Origin of the sequence: Flavobacterium sp., assembly GCF_043756175.1 — a bacterium.
Taxonomy (GTDB): Bacteria; Bacteroidota; Bacteroidia; order Flavobacteriales; family Flavobacteriaceae; genus Flavobacterium.
Genome location: NZ_JAYURN010000131.1, coordinates 1 through 24,203, shown reverse-complemented (window position 1 = coordinate 24,203; position 24,203 = coordinate 1). Strand labels below are relative to the sequence as shown.

The 24,203-nt window shown below is 31.3% G+C and carries 24 protein-coding genes; 18 read left to right on the top strand and 6 right to left on the bottom strand.

Translation table 11 applies throughout. The features are described from left to right. The first annotated feature begins 18 nt into the window (after nucleotides 1-18). The 8 genes from ACH2BP_RS10295 to ACH2BP_RS10260 all read left to right on the top strand — a co-directional run bounded on the left by ACH2BP_RS10295 (nucleotide 19) and on the right by ACH2BP_RS10260 (nucleotide 9,535). On the top strand, nucleotides 19-825 hold the full coding sequence (locus tag ACH2BP_RS10295) for an O-methyltransferase (RefSeq protein WP_395059570.1): 807 nt from the start codon (nucleotides 19-21) through the stop codon (nucleotides 823-825). Between the two features lie 84 nt (nucleotides 826-909). Continuing rightward, nucleotides 910-1,596: an ABC transporter ATP-binding protein gene (locus tag ACH2BP_RS10290; protein WP_395047667.1), complete on the top strand. Its 687-nt coding sequence runs from the start codon at nucleotides 910-912 to the stop codon at nucleotides 1,594-1,596. 84 nt (nucleotides 1,597-1,680) lie between these two features. Then, nucleotides 1,681-2,250: a cob(I)yrinic acid a,c-diamide adenosyltransferase gene (locus ACH2BP_RS10285; RefSeq protein WP_395059568.1), complete on the top strand. Its 570-nt coding sequence runs from the start codon at nucleotides 1,681-1,683 to the stop codon at nucleotides 2,248-2,250. Between the two features lie 147 nt (nucleotides 2,251-2,397). Continuing rightward, entirely contained in the window at nucleotides 2,398-2,619 is a 222-nt protein-coding gene (locus ACH2BP_RS10280; protein ID WP_395047665.1) for a DUF2795 domain-containing protein, read from the top strand. 76 nt (nucleotides 2,620-2,695) lie between these two features. Then, on the top strand, nucleotides 2,696-6,043 hold the full coding sequence (secA, locus tag ACH2BP_RS10275; RefSeq protein WP_395059566.1) for a preprotein translocase subunit SecA: 3,348 nt from the start codon (nucleotides 2,696-2,698) through the stop codon (nucleotides 6,041-6,043). 113 nt (nucleotides 6,044-6,156) lie between these two features. Continuing rightward, nucleotides 6,157-6,525, top strand: a complete 369-nt coding sequence (locus tag ACH2BP_RS10270) for a hypothetical protein (protein WP_395059564.1) — start codon at nucleotides 6,157-6,159, stop codon at nucleotides 6,523-6,525. 93 nt (nucleotides 6,526-6,618) lie between these two features. Beyond that, nucleotides 6,619-8,763, top strand: a complete 2,145-nt coding sequence (locus ACH2BP_RS10265; protein WP_395059562.1) for a TonB-dependent receptor — start codon at nucleotides 6,619-6,621, stop codon at nucleotides 8,761-8,763. 382 nt (nucleotides 8,764-9,145) lie between these two features. Next, nucleotides 9,146-9,535, top strand: coding sequence for a hypothetical protein (locus ACH2BP_RS10260; protein ID WP_395059560.1), 390 nt, complete (start codon nucleotides 9,146-9,148; stop codon nucleotides 9,533-9,535). Here the strand turns inward: ACH2BP_RS10260 and ACH2BP_RS10255 are convergent, their stop codons facing one another. Both ACH2BP_RS10255 and ACH2BP_RS10250 read right to left on the bottom strand, forming a co-directional pair. Next, on the bottom strand, nucleotides 9,536-10,939 hold the full coding sequence (locus ACH2BP_RS10255) for an FAD-binding oxidoreductase (RefSeq protein ID WP_395059558.1): 1,404 nt from the start codon (nucleotides 10,937-10,939) through the stop codon (nucleotides 9,536-9,538). Between the two features lie 180 nt (nucleotides 10,940-11,119). Beyond that, nucleotides 11,120-12,334, bottom strand: coding sequence for an MFS transporter (locus ACH2BP_RS10250; protein ID WP_395059556.1), 1,215 nt, complete (start codon nucleotides 12,332-12,334; stop codon nucleotides 11,120-11,122). A 276-nt stretch (nucleotides 12,335-12,610) separates the two neighbouring features. Between ACH2BP_RS10250 and ACH2BP_RS10245 the strand changes: the two genes are divergently transcribed. After that, complete coding sequence (locus ACH2BP_RS10245) at nucleotides 12,611-12,811, top strand: hypothetical protein (protein WP_395059554.1); 201 nt, start codon at nucleotides 12,611-12,613, stop codon at nucleotides 12,809-12,811. Between the two features lie 169 nt (nucleotides 12,812-12,980). Then, a complete protein-coding gene (meaB, locus tag ACH2BP_RS10240) occupies nucleotides 12,981-14,069 on the top strand; it encodes a methylmalonyl Co-A mutase-associated GTPase MeaB (RefSeq protein WP_395059584.1) in 1,089 nt (362 codons plus the stop codon). A gap of 2 nt (nucleotides 14,070-14,071) precedes the next feature. Here the strand turns inward: meaB and ACH2BP_RS10235 are convergent, their stop codons facing one another. The 3 genes from ACH2BP_RS10235 to ACH2BP_RS10225 all read right to left on the bottom strand — a co-directional run bounded on the left by ACH2BP_RS10235 (nucleotide 14,072) and on the right by ACH2BP_RS10225 (nucleotide 16,768). Next, nucleotides 14,072-14,302 carry a hypothetical protein gene (locus tag ACH2BP_RS10235; protein ID WP_187021290.1) on the bottom strand — a complete coding sequence of 77 codons (231 nt, stop codon included), beginning with the start codon at nucleotides 14,300-14,302 and terminating at the stop codon, nucleotides 14,072-14,074. Between the two features lie 23 nt (nucleotides 14,303-14,325). Next, on the bottom strand, nucleotides 14,326-15,234 hold the full coding sequence (locus ACH2BP_RS10230; RefSeq protein ID WP_395059551.1) for a prohibitin family protein: 909 nt from the start codon (nucleotides 15,232-15,234) through the stop codon (nucleotides 14,326-14,328). A 157-nt stretch (nucleotides 15,235-15,391) separates the two neighbouring features. Beyond that, entirely contained in the window at nucleotides 15,392-16,768 is a 1,377-nt protein-coding gene (locus ACH2BP_RS10225) for an MATE family efflux transporter (RefSeq protein WP_395059549.1), read from the bottom strand. Nucleotides 16,769-16,963: 195 nt separating this feature from the next. Here ACH2BP_RS10225 and ACH2BP_RS10220 point away from each other — a divergent pair, with 195 nt between their 5' ends. Further along, on the top strand, nucleotides 16,964-17,515 hold the full coding sequence (locus tag ACH2BP_RS10220) for a hypothetical protein (RefSeq protein WP_395059547.1): 552 nt from the start codon (nucleotides 16,964-16,966) through the stop codon (nucleotides 17,513-17,515). Between the two features lie 81 nt (nucleotides 17,516-17,596). Here ACH2BP_RS10220 and ACH2BP_RS10215 read toward each other — a convergent pair whose 3' ends face one another. After that, nucleotides 17,597-18,469, bottom strand: a complete 873-nt coding sequence (locus ACH2BP_RS10215) for a PPK2 family polyphosphate kinase (RefSeq protein ID WP_395059545.1) — start codon at nucleotides 18,467-18,469, stop codon at nucleotides 17,597-17,599. A 187-nt stretch (nucleotides 18,470-18,656) separates the two neighbouring features. Between ACH2BP_RS10215 and ACH2BP_RS10210 the strand changes: the two genes are divergently transcribed. The 7 genes from ACH2BP_RS10210 (at nucleotide 18,657) to ACH2BP_RS10180 (ending at nucleotide 24,151) form a co-directional block, all read left to right on the top strand. Continuing rightward, nucleotides 18,657-19,481, top strand: a complete 825-nt coding sequence (locus tag ACH2BP_RS10210) for a DUF6929 family protein (RefSeq protein ID WP_395059543.1) — start codon at nucleotides 18,657-18,659, stop codon at nucleotides 19,479-19,481. Next, entirely contained in the window at nucleotides 19,478-20,065 is a 588-nt protein-coding gene (locus tag ACH2BP_RS10205) for a phospholipid scramblase-related protein (RefSeq protein WP_395059541.1), read from the top strand. The genes ACH2BP_RS10210 and ACH2BP_RS10205 overlap by 4 nt, the downstream gene beginning before the upstream one ends. Nucleotides 20,066-20,129: 64 nt before the next feature. Next, complete coding sequence (locus ACH2BP_RS10200; RefSeq protein ID WP_395059539.1) at nucleotides 20,130-20,771, top strand: DUF2971 domain-containing protein; 642 nt, start codon at nucleotides 20,130-20,132, stop codon at nucleotides 20,769-20,771. A gap of 162 nt (nucleotides 20,772-20,933) precedes the next feature. Next, entirely contained in the window at nucleotides 20,934-21,911 is a 978-nt protein-coding gene (locus tag ACH2BP_RS10195; RefSeq protein WP_395059537.1) for a hypothetical protein, read from the top strand. Between the two features lie 56 nt (nucleotides 21,912-21,967). Continuing rightward, the gene (locus ACH2BP_RS10190; RefSeq protein WP_395059535.1) at nucleotides 21,968-22,363 is read left to right on the top strand and encodes a hypothetical protein; all 396 of its coding nucleotides are present in this window, start codon (nucleotides 21,968-21,970) and stop codon (nucleotides 22,361-22,363) included. A gap of 367 nt (nucleotides 22,364-22,730) precedes the next feature. After that, nucleotides 22,731-23,231 (top strand): RNA polymerase sigma factor, encoded by a 501-nt coding sequence (locus ACH2BP_RS10185; protein WP_395059533.1) that lies wholly within the window; start codon nucleotides 22,731-22,733, stop codon nucleotides 23,229-23,231. Nucleotides 23,232-23,233: 2 nt separating this feature from the next. Then, entirely contained in the window at nucleotides 23,234-24,151 is a 918-nt protein-coding gene (locus ACH2BP_RS10180; protein ID WP_395059531.1) for a hypothetical protein, read from the top strand. Nucleotides 24,152-24,203 lie beyond the last annotated feature (52 nt).

Below are 24,203 nucleotides of genomic sequence, written 5' to 3'. Positions count from 1 at the left end.
ATCTCTGTGTAATAATTTATGCTATTTCAAATAAAAGCCTACTTAAAATTCCTCTGGAACTCCAAAAACGAACATGGAGTACATTCTCCATTTGTATTCGATTTGGTTACAAAATGTTTTTATGACAAATCTTCAAAACCACAATATTTACTTCTAAAGAAATACAGAAACTCACTTTTGGAGAATAAAAATACAATTGAAGTGACGGATTTCGGAGCAGGTTCGAGAGTTTTTAAATCCAATACACGTCAAATATCTAAAATTGCAAAAACGGCAGGAATTACGTCAAAAAGAGCTAAATTATTGTTTAGAATTGCCCAATATTTTCAGCCAAATTCGATTTTAGAAATTGGAACTTCTTTAGGATTAGCAACTTATGCCCTATCATTAGGAAATGATAATGCAAAAATCACAACGTTAGAAGGATGTCCAAACACAATGGCAATCGCGAAAAATCAATTGCAATTACAAAATTTTCAAAATATTGAATTTATAAATACTGAATTCGAAAGTTATTTGAAAAATTATCACACGAGCTTTAGCGAACTGGCGGAGCAATTATCAACTATCAATTATCAATTAGTTTATTTCGACGGCAATCATTCTAAAACAGCAACTTTAGATTATTTCGAACTTTTATTACCAACAATTACAAACAATTCTATTTGGATTTTCGATGACATACATTGGTCACAAGATATGGAAGAAGCATGGGAAATCATCAAAAACCATGAAAAAGTAAAAGTCACCATTGATACTTTTCAATGGGGAATTGTATTTTTTAGAGAAGAACAGGAAAAAGAACATTTTGTGATTAGAATATAAAAAGTGTAACATAATCCTAAAATTTTAGTCTAATACATCAAGTTATACCTTAAACTTTTTAACTTTAGACTTTAAACTAAAAAAATGGCAAATCCATTAATCAAAATAACCAACATCAAACGAGATTTTGTTCTCGGAAGTGAAATCATCAATGTCCTAAAAGGCATCGATTTACAAATAAACAAAGGCGAATATGTAGCGCTCATGGGACCGTCAGGTTCTGGAAAATCAACATTAATGAATCTTTTGGGTTGTTTAGACACACCAACTTCTGGGACTTATATTCTGAATAATAAAGATGTTTCACAGATGATTGATGATGAATTGGCAGAAATTCGTAACAAAGAAATAGGTTTTGTTTTTCAAACTTTCAACCTCTTGCCAAGAACGACTGCTTTAGACAATGTCGCTTTACCAATGATTTATGCAGGATTTTCAAAATCTGAACGCAATATTCGTGCCACCGAAGTACTCGAGCAAGTAAATTTAGGAGATAGAATGGACCACCAACCCAACCAACTTTCGGGAGGACAAAGACAAAGAGTTGCTATTGCTAGAGCATTGGTAAACAAACCATCAATCATTCTTGCTGATGAACCAACGGGGAATTTAGACAGTAAAACATCGGAAGAAATAATGAAACTTTTTGGTGAAATTCATGCCAACGGAAATACCGTAATCCTTGTTACTCACGAAGAAGAAATCGCAGCGCACGCTCATAGAATCATTCGTTTACGTGATGGATTAATTGAAAGTGACACTACAAAATAGTTAATTTGTGGATTTGGATATTCGTTTATTCGATTGTCAAATTCACGAATAACCAAATCAACAAATAACCGAATCAACAACAAAATGAAAGTATACACAAAAACTGGAGACAAAGGAACCACAGCACTTTTTGGCGGAACTCGTGTCCCAAAAGACCATATTCGAATAGAAAGTTACGGAACTGTTGATGAATTAAATTCCTATATCGGATTGATTCGTGACCAAGAAATGAATCAACATTACAAAGACATTCTTATCGAAATTCAAGATAGATTATTTACTGTTGGAGCAATACTTGCTACGCCGCCTGAAAAAGAAGTCATGAAAAACGGAGAATTACGTCTTCAAAAACTCGGAATCATAGAAAGCGACATCGAATTATTAGAAACCGAAATCGACACTATGGAAGATTCTCTTCCGCAAATGACACATTTTGTGCTACCAGGCGGACATACAACTGTGTCATATTGTCACATTGCTCGCTGCGTTTGCCGTCGTGCCGAGCGATTAGCAGTGCATTTAAGCCATAATGAACCTGTTGCTGACATAGCAATTAAGTATTTGAACCGACTTTCTGACTACCTTTTTGTCTTGGCACGAAAGTTGACCTCAGAATTAAGCGCTGACGAAGTACAATGGATTCCGAGAAAGTGATATTAGATTTATGAATTCCTTTCAAAAATCTGAAATCTAAAATCTGCAATTAAATCACGTTCTTAACTTTATTTAAAAATAAATCAAAAAAAACTTGATTTTTTCAGTAGAAAAATTATTTTTGCATTAAATTAAAATTCAACAAAAATGTATTGGACATTAGAATTAGCATCTTATTTAAGTGATGCGCCTTGGCCTGCTACCAAAGACGAATTAATCGACTACGCTATACGAACTGGATCTCCTTTAGAAGTTGTAGAAAACCTACAATCTATCGAAGACGAAGATGAAACATACGAATCGATGGAAGAAATTTGGCCTGATTATCCAACCGACGAAGATTATCTTTGGAACGAGGATGAATATTAGAAATAAAAGCTATTAAAAAAGTCTCTACACGAGACTTTTTTTTGGTTAATTATATAAAATTATAAACAGAATTATTATGAGTTTCATAAACAATATATTAAAAGTATTTGTAGGCGACAAATCTCAAAAAGACGTCAAGGCTATTCAGCCTATTATAGCTAAAATTAGAGCTTTAGAAAGTAGTTTGAGTAATTTGTCTCACGACGAATTAAGAGCTAAAACGGCGCATTTTAAGGAAATAATTAAAAAAGCACGTTCTGAAAAAGATACTAAAATTGAAAGTTTAAAACTTGAAGTTGAAGCTATTCAGGATATCGACGCTCGTGAAGATGTATATGCACAAATTGACATTCTTGAAAAAGAAGCTTACGAAATTTCTGAAAAAACACTAAACGAAATTCTTCCTGAAGCTTTTGCAGTTATCAAGGAAACAGCTAAACGTTTCAAAGAAAATTCACAAGTTACTGTTACTGCCACTGCAAAAGACAGAGAACTTTCGGCAACAAAATCATATATTAATATTGTTGGAGATACTGCCGTTTGGGCAAATTCTTGGAGTGCTGCAGGAAAAGAAATTACTTGGGACATGATTCACTATGACGTTCAGCTTATAGGTGGAGTTGTATTACACCAAGGAAAAATTTCTGAAATGCAAACTGGGGAAGGTAAAACTTTGGTTGCTACGCTTCCACTTTATTTGAATGCTTTAACTGGAAACGGTGTACATTTAGTAACAGTAAACGACTATTTAGCAAAACGTGATAGCGCTTGGAAAGCACCTTTATTCGAATTTCATGGCCTGTTAGTAGATTGTATCGATTTGCACCAACCAAACTCTGATGCACGTCGTAAAGCCTATGATGCAGATATTACTTACGGAACAAATAACGAATTTGGTTTCGATTATCTTCGAGATAATATGGCACATTCGCCAGAAGATTTGGTTCAAAGAAAACACAATTTTGCAATTGTCGATGAGGTCGATTCTGTATTAATAGATGATGCTCGTACACCATTAATTATTTCTGGTCAAGTTGTAGATGGAGATCGTCATGAATTTACAGAATTGAAACCAAAAATTGACAACTTAGTAAACATTCAACGTCAGTTGGCAAATGGCTTCCTTACCGAAGCAAAACGTTTAATAAAAGAAGGAAATACTAAAGATGGTGGTTTTCAATTATTGAGAGCACATAGAGCATTGCCTAAAAACAAAGCATTAATTAAGTTTTTGAGTGAAGAAGGCATCAAAGCCCTTTTACAAAAAACTGAAAATCAATACATGTCCGATAACAATCGTGAAATGCCAAAAGTAGATGAGGCATTATATTTTGTTATTGAAGAAAAAAACAATCAAGTAGAATTGACAGATAGCGGAATCGAAATCATGTCTAAAGACACAGAAGATACTTTCTTCGTATTACCAGACATTGGAACTGAAATTGCACGTATCGAAAAATTAAATCTTTCGGTTGAAGAACAAGGAGAGCAAAAAGAAAAATTATTTCAAGATTTTAGTGTAAAAAGTGAGCGTATTCACACATTAACACAACTTCTAAAAGCTTATACATTATTTGAAAAAGATACAGAATATGTATTGATGGACAATAAAGTAATGATTGTAGATGAGCAAACTGGTCGTATTATGGATGGTCGTCGTTATTCGGACGGATTACACCAAGCGATTGAAGCTAAAGAAAATGTAAAAATTGAAGACGCAACCCAAACATATGCTACTGTAACTTTGCAAAATTATTTCAGAATGTACAGCAAACTGGCTGGTATGACTGGAACAGCAGTTACTGAAGCAGGTGAGCTTTGGGAAATATACAAACTTGATGTTGTCGAGATTCCTACCAACCGTGGCATGTTACGTATTGACAAAGAAGACTTAATATACCGTTCGGTTCGTGAAAAATTTAATGCAGTTATCGAAGATGTTGTAGAACTTTCTCAATCTGGAAGACCAGTTCTTATTGGTACAACATCGGTAGAAATTTCTGAATTATTAAGCCGAATGCTTAAAATGAGAAACATTCCACATAATGTTTTGAATGCAAAAATGCACAAGCAAGAAGCACAAATCGTTGAAGAAGCAGGAAAACCTGGCGTTGTAACTATTGCAACCAATATGGCTGGTCGTGGTACCGATATTAAACTTACTCCTGAAGTAAAAGCAGCTGGAGGTTTAGCAATTATTGGTACAGAACGTCACGATTCTCGTCGTGTCGACCGTCAGTTACGTGGTCGTGCAGGTCGTCAAGGTGATCCAGGAAGTTCACAATTTTATGTATCGCTAGAAGACAACTTAATGCGTCTTTTTGGTTCTGATAGAGTTGCCAAAATCATGGACAGAATGGGACTGAAAGAAGGTGAAGTGATTCAACATTCTATGATGACCAAATCTATCGAGCGTGCTCAGAAAAAAGTAGAGGAAAATAACTTTGGAACTCGTAAACGTTTGTTAGAATATGATGATGTTATGAATTCTCAACGTGAAGTTGTGTACAAACGTCGTCGTCACGCATTACATGGTGAACGTCTAAAACTAGACATTGCCAATATGATGTATGACACTTGTGAAGTGATTGTAGAAAAAAATAAATTAACTGGTGATTTCAAGAATTTTGAATTCGATTTAATTAAAAATCTATCTATTACATCTCCAGTTACGCAAGCAGAATTTGCTAAACTTTCTGATGTAGAATTAACAGGAAAAGCATACAAAGCAGCTTCTGAATATTATGCAGAGAAAAATATTCGTGATGCACATGAAGCATTTCCAATTATTAGAAACGTATACGAAAATCCAGGTAATAATTTCGAGAGAATCATAGTGCCATTTACAGATGGTGTAAAATCTTTGAATGTTGTTACCGATTTGAAAAAAGCTTACGACAGTCAAGGAAAACAATTGGTTGCAGATTTTGAAAAAAATATCACACTCGCCATTGTTGATGATGCTTGGAAAAAGCATTTACGCAAAATGGACGAAATGAAACAATCTGTTCAACTAGCAGTTCACGAACAAAAAGACCCTTTGCTTATTTATAAATTTGAAGCTTTCAAATTGTTTAAAAATATGTTAGATGGTATCAATAAAGAAGTAATTTCATTCTTATTTAAAGGAGATTTGCCACAACAACAACAAAATATTCAGGAAGCAACGCACGTTCGTCAGAAAGAAAATTATATCGAAAGTAAAGATGAAATTCTTAACAGCGATGAGCTAGCAGAGCGTAATCATGAAGCTGGACAAACACAACAACGTCAAGTTACAGAAACTATAGTTCGTGATCAACCAAAAATAAATCGTAATGATACAGTTACAATTCAACAAGTTTCTTCAGGAAAAACTGAAGAAATGAAATTCAAAAAAGCAGAAAGTTTATTAGCTTCTGGCGAATGGGTTTTAGTTGACTAATACTTACCAATAATTAAAATTAATCCTCAATTGTAAAAACAGTTGGGGATTTTTTTATGAAATTTCACTTTGATATAAGACTTATCAAAGTTAACTTTGCAAAAATATTTTTTTTGAAATTTTTATTTACCATATTATTATCCGCCGTACTTTTATTTCCATCTTTTGGGAATATAATGGTCTATTTTACATTCAAAATAAATCAAGACGAAATTGCAAGAACAATTTGTATTCAGCGAGAATTGGTAAATAATACTTGTAATGGTAGTTGTGAACTTCAAAAAAGCTTAAAAAAATTAGATTCAGAAAAAAAATCAGAATTAAATTTTAAAGGAAATTTTGAATTAGTTTACACACAATTTACTCCACAATACAAATTCAATTCAATTGAATTTTTAGAAGAAAATCAGCAAGTATTTACAACTATTTCAAGTAAACCAACTTCGGTTTCTTTTACAGTTTTTCGCCCGCCACTCGTATAATTATAATTTTTAATAGCTCATTTCAATTTCTTGAAATGCATTTTTTGTTGGTTTTTAATCAACAAAACAATTCTAATATTTATAATTATTCGAATGAAAAATATATTTTTCGCCCTAATTCTTATTGGGCAATTTACTTATGCACAAAACAATGTAGCAAAAGACAGTACAAAAACCGACCAACAACTAGATGAAGTCATTGTAACTGCCAATCGTGGTGTAACAAAACGTTCTGAAATTCCAGTTTCGGTAAGTAAACTCACTGCAAAAGCAATTTCAGAAACCAAACCAACAGGAGTTTATGAAATAATTAATAAAACTTCGGGGGTGCTTATGGTAAACCTTGGTAACGAACAACATGCGATGGCAATTCGTCAACCTATTTCGTATTCTAGTTATTTCTTATACCTCGAAGATGGCTTACCAATAAGACCTTTGGGTGTTTTTAATCACAATGCATTATTAGAAATAAATCAGTTTTCACTCAATAGCATCGAAGTGGTAAAAGGTCCTGTTTCTTCTATTTACGGTCCAGAAGCCATTGGCGGAACAATCAATTTTATAACCCAAAATCGAACATTATACCCAACTTTTAAAGTAGGAATTCAGGCTGATCAATTTGGTTACAAACGAATGCAAGTTGCAGGTGGTGCAACTGTTGGCAAAGTCGGTTTTTATGTTGCTGGCTTAACTTCCGAACAGAAAAATTCTTGGTTAGCGGCGTCCGATTATGATAAAAATAATATCAATTTGCGAATGGATTATGCTATTACTACCAATACAAAACTGATTGGAACTTTCATGCAAGGAAAATATTATTCACAAACTAGTGGAAACATTAACGAAGAAACTTTCTACTCTAGAAATTATACAAGTACAACCAATTTTACTTATCGAAAATCTGACGCTTTACGAACTAGCATAAAATTAAATCACAATTGGAATGATAAATCGGAAAGTTTCATAACCATTTTTCACAGAGACAACAAATTGGGACAAAATCCATCTTACGGGATTCGTTGGACAACTGGACAAACAACTGCAAAAGGAGAAATAAACTCGAACAATTTTAAAAGTTATGGCGCTTTAGCACAACACTCTCAAAAATTCGACTTCTTACAATCCAATTTAATCATTGGCGGATTATACGATCGCTCCCCTAATAATTATTCTTCGAATCAAATAAACCTAAAAGCTAATTTAAATTCTGATGGACAATCGGTAAATACTTATGAGAATCTGGGAGAAAATGGAGCAAAATTAGCCGATTACAATGCAATTATAAAAAATTCAGCTGGTTATTTACAATACAGTTTTAATGTTATCGACAAGCTAAAACTTACAATTGGAACTCGTTTTGACCAAATGGATTTAACTTATACCAACAATGTTGGAATTGTAGCTTCAGGCGAAAAGAAATACAGTCAACTAACAAGTAAAGTTGGATTAAATTTTAATTTGAATAAAAATATTGGCTTTTACGGAAATCTAGCACAAGGTTTTGCGCCTCCAGGATTAACAGCTATTTTTAGAAAAAAACCAAACACAGGAACTACAACTATTCCAGCAGAATTTTATTATAATTTAGAACCTACAAAATTTAATAATTATGAAGTTGGTGGATTTTTAAATCTACTGAAAAATAAGTTAACAGTCGATTATGCGATTTATTATTTGCAAGGAAAAAACGAATTATTAAGCATTCGACAACCCGATAACTCGACCGATTATCAATCGGCAGGAGAAACGCAACACAAAGGAATTGAGTTTGGTGTGAATTATAAACCAACCCAAGAATGGCATTTTAGAATTGGAGGAACAAACGCAAAACACAAATTTATCGACTTCAAAGTAAGTGATAAACCAATCGACCTTGTGCAAAGATTAGACGGTTTTGAAATGCCATCTGCTCCAAAATGGGTAGGGAATTCGGAAGTAAGTTATTATCCAAAATGGTTGCCAAATTTCAGAACAGCTATCGAATGGCAATACGTTTCAAGCTATTACCAAGACCAAATAAACACCGTTAAAGATTCTGGTTACAATTTTTTTAATACTCGAATTGGTTACTCTTACAAGAGCATCGAGTTTTACACAAACATCATAAATCTAACTGATAAACTGTATGCTTACAACGTCACTAAGGGAAATAATGCCAGCGATAAAGTAACTTATACAGCTTCTGCTCCAAGAACTTTTATGATTGGAATTCAATATAATTTCGATTTAAAAAAATAATTTTTAGGAGCTAATCCTGCTATCCGATTTATCTTTTTTGAGGCGAAGAAAAATCGCCTCAAAAAAGGATATCGCTGCTATCAGGGCTAAAAAAAACATTCGCAATTTTATTTTTGAAGAAGAAATAATCATTACATTTGATTCAAACCTTAAAAAACAACCTTAAAAATATATTATCATGGCAAAAAGTCAAGACGCAAAGAAAACTGAGAAAAAAGAACCGCTAAAAACGGCAAAGGAAAAGAAGGAAGAAAAAAGAGAAAAGAAAAACAATCCTAAAAGAGATTAAAAACATTTAAATCCTCAATTACCAAAAGTGATTGGGGATTTTTTATTAAAATTAAAAAACAAAAACTACTTTTGTAAAAAATAATTATCTAAAATGCCAAATAGTCAAACTTACACAACAATTTTCAATAAATTTAAAGAAAGCATCAATGATGGAACTTTTGCAAAACTAACACTTGCAAAAACGATTGGAAACACATTATTAATGAATATTTATGTAAGAACAATTATAGAAGATGGTAAATTATTATTGTGTTTGAAATTCAAATTTCAACAAGAAGAAATTATAGAAAATCATGGTATCGATGAAGCTATTTTTATATTAACCCCTTATATAAACAATCCTTTTTTATCAGTTTTATTGTTTACTACCGAAGCAGATGTTACTATGAAACTAAACAAAAAACGAGTAGCAACTATAACGGAGAAAGCACCCACTTTCAAAAATGCAGATCCTACTTTGTTAGAATTTATGGCTCAATAATTAAAATTGATCTGGGAAAATTTTTCCTGGATTGAGAATATTATTGGGATCAAAAACAAATTTTATTCTTTCCATAAGCTCTAAATGGGTTTTAGAAAAAGCAATATCCATATAGTTTTTTTGTACTAATCCGATTCCGTGTTCACCAGACAAAGTTCCTTTTAAAGAAACTGTCAATTCAAAAATCTCACGAATTCCTCTAGTAACCTGTGTATTCCAATTGTCGTCGGTCATGTCGCCTTTGATGATGTTTACGTGGAGATTTCCATCGCCAGCATGACCATAACAAACCGATTTGAATCCGTATTTTGCGCCAATTTCTTTGATTCCTGAAAGCAATTTTGGCAATTCATATCTTGGCACAACAGTGTCTTCTTCTTTATAAATAGAATTTGATTTTACTGCTTCTCCAACCGAGCGACGCATTTTCCAGAGTGCATTTTTCTGATCTTCGGTATCAGCAAAAAGTATTTCATCAATTTGAAATTGTTCGACCACATTCATGATTTTTTCAGCTTCTTGCATGAGAATTTCTGGATAATTCCCGTCAACTTCTATAAGTAAATGCGCTTGAATTCCTGGTTTTACATCAACCGAAATATTTGGATTGAATTTTAAAGTCCAATCAATCGCATCACGCTCCATAAATTCTAAAGCACTTGGTACAATTCCTGCTCTAAAAATAGCCGAAACTGCTTCGCAGGCTTGATTGGCTTGGTAAAAAGGAACCAACATTAATACATTATAATCTACTTTTGGTAGTAACTTCATGACAATTTTGGTAATAACTCCCAAAGTTCCTTCGCTTCCCACCATGAGTTGAGTCAAATTATATCCTGTCGAATTTTTTAAAGTATTTGCACCTGTCCAAATGATTTCACCATTAGGCAAAACAACTTCGAGATTTAGTACATAATCTTTTGTCACGCCATATTTTACAGCTCTTGCGCCACCTGCATTTTCGGCAACATTCCCTCCTATCCAGCAACTTCCTTGGCTACTTGGATCTGGTGGATAAAACAACCCTTTTTCATCAACTGCTTCTCTTAGAACTTGCGTGATTACAGCTGGTTCCAATGTAACTTGCAGGTTTTGTTCATCAATATTCAAAATATTATTAAAACGTTCCATCGACAAGCCAATTCCTTGATAAATAGACAATGCGCCACCGCTTAAACCAGTTCTGGCTCCGATTGGCGTTGTTGGGATTTTGTATTGGTTTGCTAATTTTAGAATTTCTGAAACTTCATGAGTATTGGCTGGTTTTACAACTACATTTGGTGGAAAAACATAATCTTCGGTTTCATCGTGTCCGTAATGATTACGGGTTTCTTGGTCGGTAAAAACGAAAGACTCTCCTATAATTTGATTTAACTTTTGAAGTATTTCTGAGGTAATTTGCATGAGTTTGTAAATTGAATAGTAAAAGTAAAATATTTCACAGAGATTCACAAAGAAGTCACAAAGATTCTAAAAGTTTAAATTTAAGACCAAAGCCTAGCCCCGATTGAAACGGAAATCCTTTTTATTTTTTCTTTAAAAATAAAAAGATTGAAGTGTAAAGCGGGAAATAGCTCCTGAAAATTATATTTTTTTCTTCTTCATATTTGGCAAAAAATAACAAACTATTCCTAAAATTGGCAAGTAAGAACATAATTGATACACGAAAGTAATCGAGGTGTGATCGGCAAGAATACCTAGTAATGCTGAGCCCAAAGCACCCATTCCGAAGGCAAAACCATAGAAAAGTCCTGAAACCATTCCGAGTTTTTTAGGCAATAATTCCTGTGCATAAACGATAATAGCTGGAAATGCTGAGGAAATGATGATTCCGATAATAATCATGAGCATATCTGTCCAAAAAAGATTCGCATAAGGCAATAGTAATGCAAATGGTGTAGCCCCAAAAACAGAAAACCAAATGATATATTTTCGTCCGAATTTATCTCCTAAAGGTCCACCGAGAATTGTTCCTAAAGCATAAGCTATCAGATAAATAAACATGTGATATTGTGCTTGTTGAATGCTTAAATGAAATTTTTCGATGACAAAAAATTGATAATAAGTAGATAAACTTGCCGAGTAGAAAAACTTTGTAAATATTACAAATAGTAAGATGCCAATTGCCATTTTTACTTTTTTATCTGACAAATCATGTTGCTCGATAAAAAGTCTTTTTTTGTCTAGTTTTAATTTTAAATTATCGCTATACCAAAAGGCAATTTTAGAAATAATCATCAATCCCATTGTTGAACCTATCAAAAACCAAAGAATATATTTTTGAGAATTTGGCACTACAATCGCAGCGACTAATAATGGCGCAATTGCTGTTCCGAGATTACCTCCAACTTGAAAAATAGATTGAGCCAATCCTCGTCTTCCGCCCGATGCCATGTTAGAAATTCGAGCCGATTCTGGGTGAAAAATTGCTGAACCCAAACCAATAAGCATAACCGAAACGATTATCCATGGTAAATTATTAGCATAAGAAAGTGAAATAATTCCCAAGGAAGAGAAAATCATACCATAAACTTGCGAAAATGGTTTTGGATATTTGTCTGTATAATAACCTACAAATGGCTGAAAAACAGATGCTGTAAGTTGAAAAGCAAAAGTAATTAATCCGATTTGAGTAAAAGTCAATCCGTAATTTTGTTTCAAAATTGGATAAACCGACGGAATTATAGCTTGAATTAAATCATTGAGTAAATGCGCGAAACTGATAGAAAAAAGGATTGAAAAAACTGTTTTCTGAAGTAATTCATTTTTAATATCTAACGTAGAAGATTCAATAGCCACAATGATAGGTTTATTATTTTATGCAAATTTAGGATATTCTAACCCTAAGTTTGAGAATTAACATAAATTTATCAAAAAAAAAAAATTAGTCGTCAACAAAAAAACACAACTATAGAAACATCTAAGACATTGAAAATAAGACACCTAGCTCAATCTGTCTTTGATTACTTAGAACAAAAAATCGGTTTTAATTGTTAATACAGTAATTATTTAACAAAATGTTTGTATTATTCGAAATAATTTATTATTTTTAACTAACCCTAAAATCTTTATATCATGTCAAAATTAATGATTACACACACTCAAGTACTACTTGAAAAAGTAAGTAACGATCCAAATTTGTTTTGTAAAAAATTATTAAAAGCTATAAAAAATTTATTAGCTTCAGAACTAGAAGAACTTGCCATTTGGTTTGTATTGTTCACTAAAGGAAGGCCCGAATTACAAAACTGTAAAATGGAGCTTATTGAGTCATAAAATTATTTATTAATTGGAATTTTATTTTTCTAAAAAAATATCAAATTGTAACCTACAACTATGCAATAGAAATAACTTTCGAGTATTTCTATTGTGTAGTTTTTATTTTGAAACAAATTAGAATTATTATGTAAAAATAAAATGCTTAAATTTGTGTTTGAATTCCTCGATATTGAAAGAATCTATAAAAAAATCGGCACTAAAAGAAAATGAAGGTATCGAACGACCTGATATTATCAGCGCTATTTCTGTTGAGCAAATTCAGCAGTTTAGAAAAATTCAGCCTTCATCTGAAGAATTGGTAAACGGGATTTTATCAGGAAATATAACCGCTTTGAGCCGTGCTATTACACTTGTAGAAAGTACAAATATATTGCATTTAGAAAAAGCTAATGAAGTAATAAATGCTTGCTTACCTCATGCAAATAAATCGGTTCGTATTGGAATTACTGGTGTTCCTGGTGTTGGAAAAAGTACTTTTATAGAAGCTTTCGGTAAATATTTAACTGGTTTGGGTAAAAAAGTGGCTGTTCTTGCCGTCGATCCTTCAAGCACGATTTCGCACGGAAGTATTCTAGGTGATAAAACCCGAATGGAAGAATTGGTAAAAGACAAGAATGCTTACATAAGACCAAGTGCATCGGGTGAAACTTTAGGTGGTGTAGCACGAAAAACTAGAGAAACTATTACACTTTGTGAAGCTGCAGGTTTTGATACTATAATTATAGAAACTGTTGGAGTTGGACAAAGCGAAACAGCCGTGCATAGCATGGTAGATTTCTTTTTATTATTAAAAATTTCTGGGGCTGGCGATGAGTTACAAGGCATAAAACGTGGTATTATGGAAATGGCCGATGCTATTGTCATTAACAAAGCTGATGGTGATAATATTAGAAAAGCCAATTTAGCAAAAACCGAATTCAATAGGGCTTTGCATTTATTTCCTGCCAAAAAATCAGGTTGGACGCCAACGACTTCAACTTGTAGCGCAATTACTCATGATGGAATTCATGAGGTTTGGAAAACGATTTGTGATTTTATGAAACTCACAAAATCGAATAATTATTTCTTCGAAAAACGAAAAGAACAAAACCAATATTGGATGTTAGAAACTATTAATGAACAATTGAAAACAAATTTCTTTAATCATCCCGATATTCATAAATTATTAGAAGAAAACAAAAAAGCAGTCGCAAATGATGAAATATCACCTTTTGCAGCTGCTCAAATTTTGTTAGAAAAGTATTTTATAAAATAAACTTATTCTTTCTCGTAGCGTTCCATTTCTCGGTCATAAAATGTATTTGCTTGTTCAATTAACCCTTCCATTTCGGTATTTAGCTCAGCTTCGTCGAGATCTTCAGCTTCTTCCATAAACTCTACTTCATCATCTTTTAGATTGATAATAAATCGAGGATAATCTAGGTGAATGATAAAAATATCATCTGGAAAATCGGTATTGTCGCCTAGTAAAAATTTTGGTAATTCCATGTTTATTTTGTTTAATGAGAAATCTATTTATCTGATAAAATCACTGGAGAATTCTTTCCGTTCATGAAAATAATTTTCGTGTTTGGAGAAGTTGCAATTTCTTTTTGTGCTTTTATTTGTTCGTATTGTAATTGTTTGTCTGTTAATCCTGTCGAAATAATTCTTTGGTAGTCTGCGATACCTTGTGCTTCTACCCTTTTTCTTTCGGCTTCTTGCTTTTCTTTTTGTAAGACGAATGTCATTTTTTGCGCATCTTGTTCAGCATTTATTTTACTTTCGATAGTTGCTTTTACAGATTGTGGCAAATTGATATTTCTTATTAACAATTGTTCTAAAATTAAGCCTCTAGATTTAAAATCAGCCTCAATACTATTGAAAATTCGTTGTTGAAATTCATTTCTTTTTGTAGAATATAACGCAACTGCATCATAATAAACAGCGTTATCACGAATACGTGTTCTGGTAATTGGGCGTACAATTTTATTAGAATAATCGGCACCTATTGTTTTTAAAATTTTTGGTGTATCGGCTGGCGAAACCCTATATAAAACAGTCAAATCTATAACAACTTCTAGTCCATCGTTTGACAAAACGCGAATCGCATCATCTCCTTCTTGAGCGCCTTCGCTATGAACTGCCGACATGGTGTAATTTTGCGTTTGTATATCGAAAATAGTAACATCCATTAGTGGATTTATGAGCTGCAATCCGCTTTCTAGCACATCGGGTTTTACACTTCCGTAAAGTGATTGCACTCCAACTTTTCCTGCATCAATTTGTTTAAACATTGAAGAAAAAATACCTAAAGCGATTACAATTATACCAATAGTTCTTAGAATGCCCGAAAATTTTGAAAATGGATTACTCAAATTGTTTTTTATCGAAAAACTAACTGCCAATAAAACAATTCCGATAATAATAAATAGTGTCATTTTTTAAGATTTAATTTGTTTGGTAATTATACGTTCAAATACTATTTAAGTTACAATTAGTAGGAATTATATTTTAAAAAAGTTACAAGTCATAAAGTCGAAAGTCATAAAGTCCTATGCATTACTTTCTATCTTTTGACCTTCGACTTTAGACTATTTATTGATTTTCTTTGACTAATTTTTTTGTTAGTTTATGAAAACGAAGGTACAAAAATAGTGCTGCAACTGTTAATCCTGCCAAAAGTCCTATCCAGATTCCTGTTGCTTTAAGTTCTGTATATTTTCCTAAATAGAAAGAAATAGGAAAACCAACAACCCAATAAGCAACAAAAGTTATATACATTGGTATTTTTACATCTTGCAAACCACGTAAAGCGCCCAAAACAACTACTTGTATTCCGTCTGAAATTTGAAAAACTGCTGCAACTAATAACAATTGAGCCGTGATTTTTATAACTTCTACATTATCTATAGCTTGATTTGAATCAGTCATATTTAAAAACAAGTGTGGTAAAAAATTGTGAAATACCACAAATACAAGGGCAAAAATAGTTTCTAAAATAATTGCTAAAATAAATATAGATTTTGCAACGATTATCAAATTTTTATAATCATTCAAGCCTTTTTGATTACTTACTCTAATCATTGCAGTAACATTTAAACCCATGGCAAACATAAATGTTGTTGTGGCTAACGTAAGTGCTATCTGATTGGCTGCTTGATAATTTTTTCCAATAGAACCAGATAACCAAATAGCTGCTGTGAATAAAGTTACTTCGAAAAGCATTTGCATAGCAGAAGGGAAACCAAGATTAATGATTTTTCTAATAGCAGATTTTCTAATTTCTTTAAAACTAAAATGTTTAAAATATTTTTTTATTTCATGATTCTTTCTCAACATAAAATGCATAAAAACAACCATCATTATTCTTGAAATTACGGTTCCTAAAGCAGCACCAATTATTCCTAATTTCGGAAAAATCCAAATACCGTAAATTAGAACATAATTAAAAAACACATGCACAACATTTGTAAAAAATATAGCATACATCGAATATTTTGTTTTCGATAATCCATCGGCAAACTGTTTGTAACCTTGATAAATAATTACTGGGATTAGCGAAAAAGCAACCCAATCTATATAAGGCGCAGCTAAATCTACCACTGCTTTTGGTTGGTGCATAAGTAGCATTATAGGTTTAGACAAAACTATTAGCATAAATAATACTACACCAATAATGGTACACAAAAACAAACCGTGATGAAAAGTAGAACGAATTTTTTTATCGTCTTTTTCGGCATCGGCTTCTGCAATAATTGGAGTAATTGCTGTCGAAAATCCAATTCCTATCGACATTCCTATAAATATAAAACTGTTTCCTAAAGATACGGCCGCCAACTCGGTAGAGCCTAAATTCCCAACCATCAAATTATCAACAATTCCAATTAAAGTATGCCCTAACATTCCTAAAATAACAGGATAAGCTAGTTTTATGTTTTCGGAAAATTCTTTAGTGTACTGAGAAAAATTCAATTTAATATAATTTAAGTTGGCAAAGATAAATAGAACAATTGAATTCTATCGTTTCAATTTCAATAATAAAGTCATCTTTTTAAATAAAAAACCAATAATTATATAACAAAACACATTAATTCTATAAATCTAATAATAGTTCATTACTCTACTTTTGCAATGTTGTTTAATAAATAACAACACAAAAAATAAATTATGAAAATTACACAAAAAATTAAGTTTCTATTGGTGTTTACAATCTCAATGTTGTTTGCAAATAATTCAAATGCTCAAGAAGTACAAGACACAAAAAACTATGATCAAGGATTTCGTTTAGGATTGGGGGTAAATGCAGGATATGCATTTGCAGATCCATACAAATTGGCTCTAGGTGCTGATGCCCGATTACAATATGATCTTACAAAAAGACACTCTGTTACCTTGACAACTGGATTTACAAATCTATTTGTAAGTAAAGCAGATGGATCTGATTTGGGATTTATTCCTGTAAAAGCAGGATTTAAAGCTTTCGTTTGGAATGACCAATTTTATTTAATGGGTGAAGCAGGAGCTGCTTTTGCAGTAACAAATGATTACAATAAAACTTCATTGCTACTTGCGCCAAGTATTGGATATGCAACCAAATCTATTGATATTTCCTTACGATATGAACACTACAATGACTTTGCAAGACTTAATAACGATGGTTCTCTAGGTAAAGGTTTCGGCCAATTAGGAGTTCGTTTAGCATACGGTTTTGAATTGTAAAAATTCACGGAAAATAAAAAAATGCGCTGTAATTCAGCGCATTTTTTATATCTATTATTTTGTAGATTAAATGCTCACTACTTATTCTAACTGTTTTTTATATTCTGCAAAATTCGCTTTCACTTTAGGATCTAGCTCAGGTTCTTTAATGTCTGTGAGTTTCTGCATTTCTTCCCAAATAATTTTTGCAACAATATAACGCGCCATTTCCTTATCATCGGCAGGAATAATAAACCAAGGCGCTTTTTCGTTCGATGTTTTGTTTATAGCTTCTTCATAATATTTCATGTAATCGTCCCAACGTTCCCGTTCTTTCATATCGCCTGCCGAAAACTTCCAATTGTCTTCAGGATTTTCTAAGCGATTTAACAATCGTTTGCGTTGCTCTTCCTTACTCATATGAAAATAAAACTTCAAAACAACCGTTCCGTTTTGAGCAATATGTTTTTCAAAATTATTAATCTGCTCGAAACGATTTTCCCAAAATTCAAGTTTTATATCTTCTACTTTTTCAATTCCTGGCAAATTCTCATACATAATATATTCAGGATGCACGCGAGTGACCAAAACATTCTCGTAATGTGTTCTATTAAAAACCGCAAACTTTCCTTTTTCTGGCAAAGCCAAATAATGTCGCCACAAATAATCATGTTCTAACTCGGTCGAATTTGGCGTTTTAAAACTATGTACCACCACACCACGCGGATTAAATTCCTTAAAAACCTCCCGAATCAAACTGTCTTTTCCCGAAGTGTCCATTCCTTGCAAACAAATAAGAAAACTGTATTTATTATGAGCATACATCGCATCTTGCTTCTTACTCAACTTAACTTGAATCTTATCTAAAGCTTCTTCTTTCTCATCATCATCGGCAATTATTTGCAGTTCAGTCGGAATTTTAGACAACGTAATTTTGTCCGTTACTTTAAAATCATCTGGATTTATCGATTTCATATTCTTTGTTTTATATTTGTAAAATGTCAGACTGAGCAATCCTGAGCTGTGTCGAAGGGCGAAGTCAGGAGCTATTTCCTGCTATCCGTTGCAATCTTTTTTAAAATTTGTACTTCGACAAGCTCAGTATGACAAATTTTAAAAAAGGATTTCCACTACTATCAGGGCTAAACTTATCAGCTAATTTATGCAAAAATTTCAACTTTCGGAGTACTTAATAATTTCAGGCATTGGTTCTGCCTCAGGAATCGTGTTTGCAAACCACTCATTATACATTATTAGTGATAATGCAGGATTTTTATATCAATATGATTTAGAATACGATAAATTACTAAAACATCAATTAATAGAAAATTCGTCAGAAAATATCCTTAAAATTAAAAAACCAGATTTCGAATCTATTACATTAAAAGAAAACGAACTCCATATTTTCGGCTCAGGATCAACCCAAAACCGAAATAAAAGTATCATTTTCAATATCAAAACTCAGAAAGTTCAAGAAAATAATTTTTCTGAAACATATCAAAACATAAAAAATTCTATTCAAATTTCGAATGACGAACTAAACATTGAAGGTGCATTATTTTACAAGGAAAAATTATATTTATTTCAACGAGGAAATGGCGCAAATGCTAAAAACGGAATTATTATAATTGATGATAATATAAAATGTCACACTGAGCTTGTCGAAGTGCGATTACCCAAAATAAAACACGTAGAAACCTCATTTACCGATGCTGTTTTAGTTGGTGACAAAATTTACTTTCTTGCTTCTGCCGAGGACACACTTTCTACTTACGATGACGGTGAAGTTTTAGGAAGTATTCTAGGTTGTATTGATATTGAAACGTTCAAAATCGATTTTACAACCCAAATTTCAAATTCACATAAATTTGAAGGATTAACTTTGTATGAAAATTCCGAATCTCATTTAGAATTCTTACTTTGCGAGGACAATGACACTGAAGAATTAGAAACTAAAATTTATAAACTAATCATATCTAAAAAATGAATCCATTATTAAACCAAAGTATTTTCTTGATTAAAGAAAAAGTAGGAATGTTTAAAGCCTCAAACAGTTATGACATTTTCGATCCCAATTCTAACAAACATTTAATGACGAGTAAAGAACCTAATTTAGGGACTTTTACTAAAATTTTTCGTTTTACAAAATACAAAAGACACACACCGTTTAACGTTCTTGTAACCACAACCGAAGGAAAATCAATCGTAAATATAAAACGTGGTGTAGCAATTTTTCGTTCAGACATAGAAGTTTTCGACGAAAAAGGACAACTTATTGGACATTTTAATCAAAAATTCTGGTCTTTTGGCGGTAAATTCGAAATTGTAGACAAACAACAAAAACCAGTTTGCACACTAGAAGGAAAATGGACAGGTTGGGATTTCAAATTTAATAAAGATGGTAAAGAACTAGCTTCTGTTAGCAAAAAATGGGCAGGAATTGGCAAAGAATTTTTTACCAGCGCCGATAATTATGTGCTTTCTATAAACGAAATTGTACCACAAGATTCTGTCGAAAGACAACTTATTTTTGCCGCTGTGATGGTGATTGATATGGTTTTGAAAGAGTAATAATAAAATATTTATTGACAAAGTCAATAGTTGGCAGTAATTTTGACCTAAAAAAAACAGGTAAATGAATGAAATAACAAAACTAAATCGATTTACTACTTTACCTTATTTGTTGGATATAATTAAGAGAAAAAAAATTGTTTTAACAAATCCTGAAAATTGGGAAGATAAAAATGATTTTTTAGCAATTAAACATTATAAATCAATAAATGATATAGAAAACCTAAATGTAATTTGTTTTACTTATGAAAATGAAACTATTCACCATTGGTCAAAATTTTCAAATGGAGACAATGGATGTTGCATAGAATTTGATTCTAAAAAATTATTAAGTATTGCAGATAAAAATAATCTTTTACATAATAAAACAGAATATACAACTATCAAAAAATTAGATTTATTAGAAATTGACAATTCTAAACTCCTATTTTTAAAAAGAGATTTATTTAAAAATGAGTTTGAATATAGAATAATTTCTATAGAAAAAAAAAGTGATAAAAGTCTATGTGAAATTGAAGTAGATTTAGAAATAATAAACAAAATAACATTAAGTTATTCTTTACCAACTAATGTCTTTGAAAGTTTAGAAAAGATAATAGTAGAGATTGAGCCTAATCTAAAAAATAAAATTAATAAATCTACTCTTTTCGAAAATAAAGAATGGATTGAAAAAATTCAAAAAATTCAAAAACAAAATGAAAATTAATTTTAAAATCCCAATTTTATTGTTAATTTCAATTTCTTTATTAAGTTGTAAAAGTCAAATAGAATTTGATTCAAAAAGATATATATCATAATTACTTTTGCAATTGGAATTATTGGAATGCTATTTTCTTATTTTAATAATAAAAACAAATAATATCAAATTATGAAAAAATCAACATTAGTAATTCTTTCTTTAATTTCTTTAATTTCTTGTAATAAAAAAGAAATTTCATCTGAAAATAAATTTGAAACATTTGTAAATTGTGATATTTCAGGAGATTATAAAACATATTTAAACTTATTGTCAGAAGATTATAAAAAATTACTCCTAAAAAAATATAAAACAACTAATGAAAATGTATTATTTGATAGCATTATAAATTTTAAAAATGAATTCCACAATAAAATAAAAAATGGTGAAATTAAACAAGAAAATATTTTTGTAAAAGAAGTAACGACAGATTTAAAAAATGTTTCAATAATCAAATACAGAAGTGTTATCATTGACTTATCCAATAAAAATGAAATGTTTAAAGAAAAAATAATTTTAAATAAAATAGAAAACGGAATTCATAAATTCATTCCTTATGAAATAAAATTTAATCAAAATATTGATTCTTTAATTTTAGGGAATTATTCTAATGAAATTCTAGATAAAATTAAAAACTTATCTAAATTTCAACAATTTGATTCAGATGATAAAATTTTCGTTGCAGTAAAAAAAAGATATTTAGATTATGTTAAAACTTTTGAATCAAGTAATGATTCATTATTAAATTTCATTTACCCAAAAGCTATACAAATAATAACTAAAGAAAGTAGTCTAAAAAATATTTCAAAACAAAATAAAAAATTAATACTTGAAAACATTAAACAATCTAAAAAAATTCAAGAATTAAATTTCGATCAATATTTTATAGATAATTTTAAAAAAATTGAAACTAATGAAAAACAATTGTATCGATTAGATTATGCTATTAGTGTTGGTAATAACATTTACATCCCAGGCAAATTAATAGTGATTTTTGATAATAATAAAATATACTTTTTAGAATACGATAAAGACGAATTTCAATCAACATTGTCAAACTTATATAATAAAAATACAATGGTTTGTATTCAAAAAGCATTTAGAAATTAAAATGGTTTTACAGAATAAAACAATTTACCAATAACAATTAACTAATATAAATAACAATGGGTTTTACTATTATTCCAATATGCAATAATTGTGGATACAAGACAGAGACAGAGTCAATATCTATTGGTGGTGGTAAAAAAAACCGTCTTACTGAATGCGGAGCGCCAGCTTGGAATATTGAAACTAATGAGATTGAAGAAATTAATCTTTATGGTGAAATTAATAAAGCAAGAGTTAAACAAAGATTTCTATATTTTTTTAATCGCAATGTCATAATTGAAAAGATGAATGATAAATATGTGCCATATTATGAGCCTAAAATGTTTATTGAAGACAACGGAATAGGAACTCATAATTGGAGCAATAAACAATATAAAAAAAGTAAAAACTTCTGCCCAAAGTGTAAATCATTCAATTTAGATTTTGTAGATGGTGGAATTTACTTTGATTAAAAATTTAGAAAAGAAAGAAAACCGAATGGTTAACATCCGTTTGTAGATATGGCCATCAGACAAAAGCCAATAGTAAAGACTTATTTAACTATTGGCTTTTTTTTGTACCTAAATTGCGTTAGGGATTACTTCGTCAGTTCGCACTTTCAGGCTCGGGTGCAGTGGAAATCCTTTTTTGAGATTTTTTTCAAAAAAAAAAAAAAAAAAATCGCAACGAAAAGCCCGACCCTTGTGGTAACGCGCAAATTATTTTACTACTAAATAAAAAATATTTTACCTTCGTCCCAACCTTTTTATAAAATAAGTCCTCTTTAGTATAAAGACATCAATTGTGATAAACGAAAACTTAATATTAGCCTGCAAAAAAATGCACCGAGACGCACAACGTGAGGTGTACGAGCTTATGGCTCCAAAATTGTATCGCACTTGCAAGCGTTACCTAAAGAAAGAGGAAGAAATAGAAGAAGTGCTAGCCGATGCTTTTTATACTATTTTCACAAAAATAGACACGCTAAAAGAGCTTGGTGCTTTTGAAGCTTGGGCTCGGAAAATTGCAGTAAATAATTGTCTTCATCAGCTGAAACGCAATGTGAACTTCAATATATATTTGGAGGATACAAAGCTTCAGCTACAACCTGAGAGTTTGCCAAACACACATTTGGAAGAAGAAGATTTACTCAAATTGTTAGATTATATTCCTGCTGGCTGCAAAACAATTTTTAATTTATTTGCTATTGAAGGTTACAGTCACAAAGAAATAGCAACTATGCTCAACATTTCTGAAGGCACATCGAAATCACAATTGAATGTAGCCAAAACAAAGTTGAAAGATTTAGTAAACAATTTGTATTACAAACAAGCAAAGTAAAAATGGAAAATCAAGATAAATTATTCGAACAATTTAAAAATGCTGCTGAGAAAGCAGAAACCAAAGACTTTCCAGAAATGGAAAAAATTTGGTCACGAGTTGATGCAAAACTCGATACGGTTGTTTACAAAAAACAAAATAACAATTGGAAGAAATTAGCCGTTGCAGCTTCAGTAATATTAGTCGGAATTATTGTATTTCAGTTCTTGAAAACTGAGGATAAAATAATGATTCCTGAAAACGAAATTGTAGTTTCAGATTCAAAAAAGGAAATTTTGCCAGAAGTTATTACTAAAGAGAATCCGATTGTAAGCACTGAAACTGAAAAACCTGTCATAAAAAGTAATGCTGAAGAAATATTACAAAAACAAATTACTAATGCTCAAACAGTAGTAGTAAATGATGAACCAGCTCCGTTAGCAGAGAAAGAAATGGTTGTTGAAGCATATTCGACAGTAGAAAAAAGCAAAAAATCAGCTGCTTCGCCTTCCAATTCTGTTTTAAAAGGGAATGTTTATGATGCCGTTAGTGTTAATAGTTATGCTAAAGATGCCGAAGAAGATAAAAGTACTAAAAGTGAAGTTCAGGAAGCAAAAAATCTTCCGTTATTAGTTGTTGATGGAAAAACAATAACTAATAACAAAAAGTCTGGAGAAGAAATTGTTTCAGAATTAGACAAGGAAGAATTTGAAAGCGTTTACTTAAAAGAACCTTTGTATATTATAAATGGTAATTATTATTCGGAAGAATCACTGTTTGGAGCAAATCCAACCAGTCCTTACGCACCGTTAGACAAGCAAGAAATAAAAACTATAAAAATCTTGCAAGACGAAAATGCAACAGCTGTTTATGGCGAAAAAGGAAAAAAAGGCGTTGTAATTATTACTACTAAAACGGGAAAACCTGTAGTGCCAAAATAGGCAAAATTCAAAAATTTAATCTTTAAAATTACGATTATGAAAAGTTTAAAAT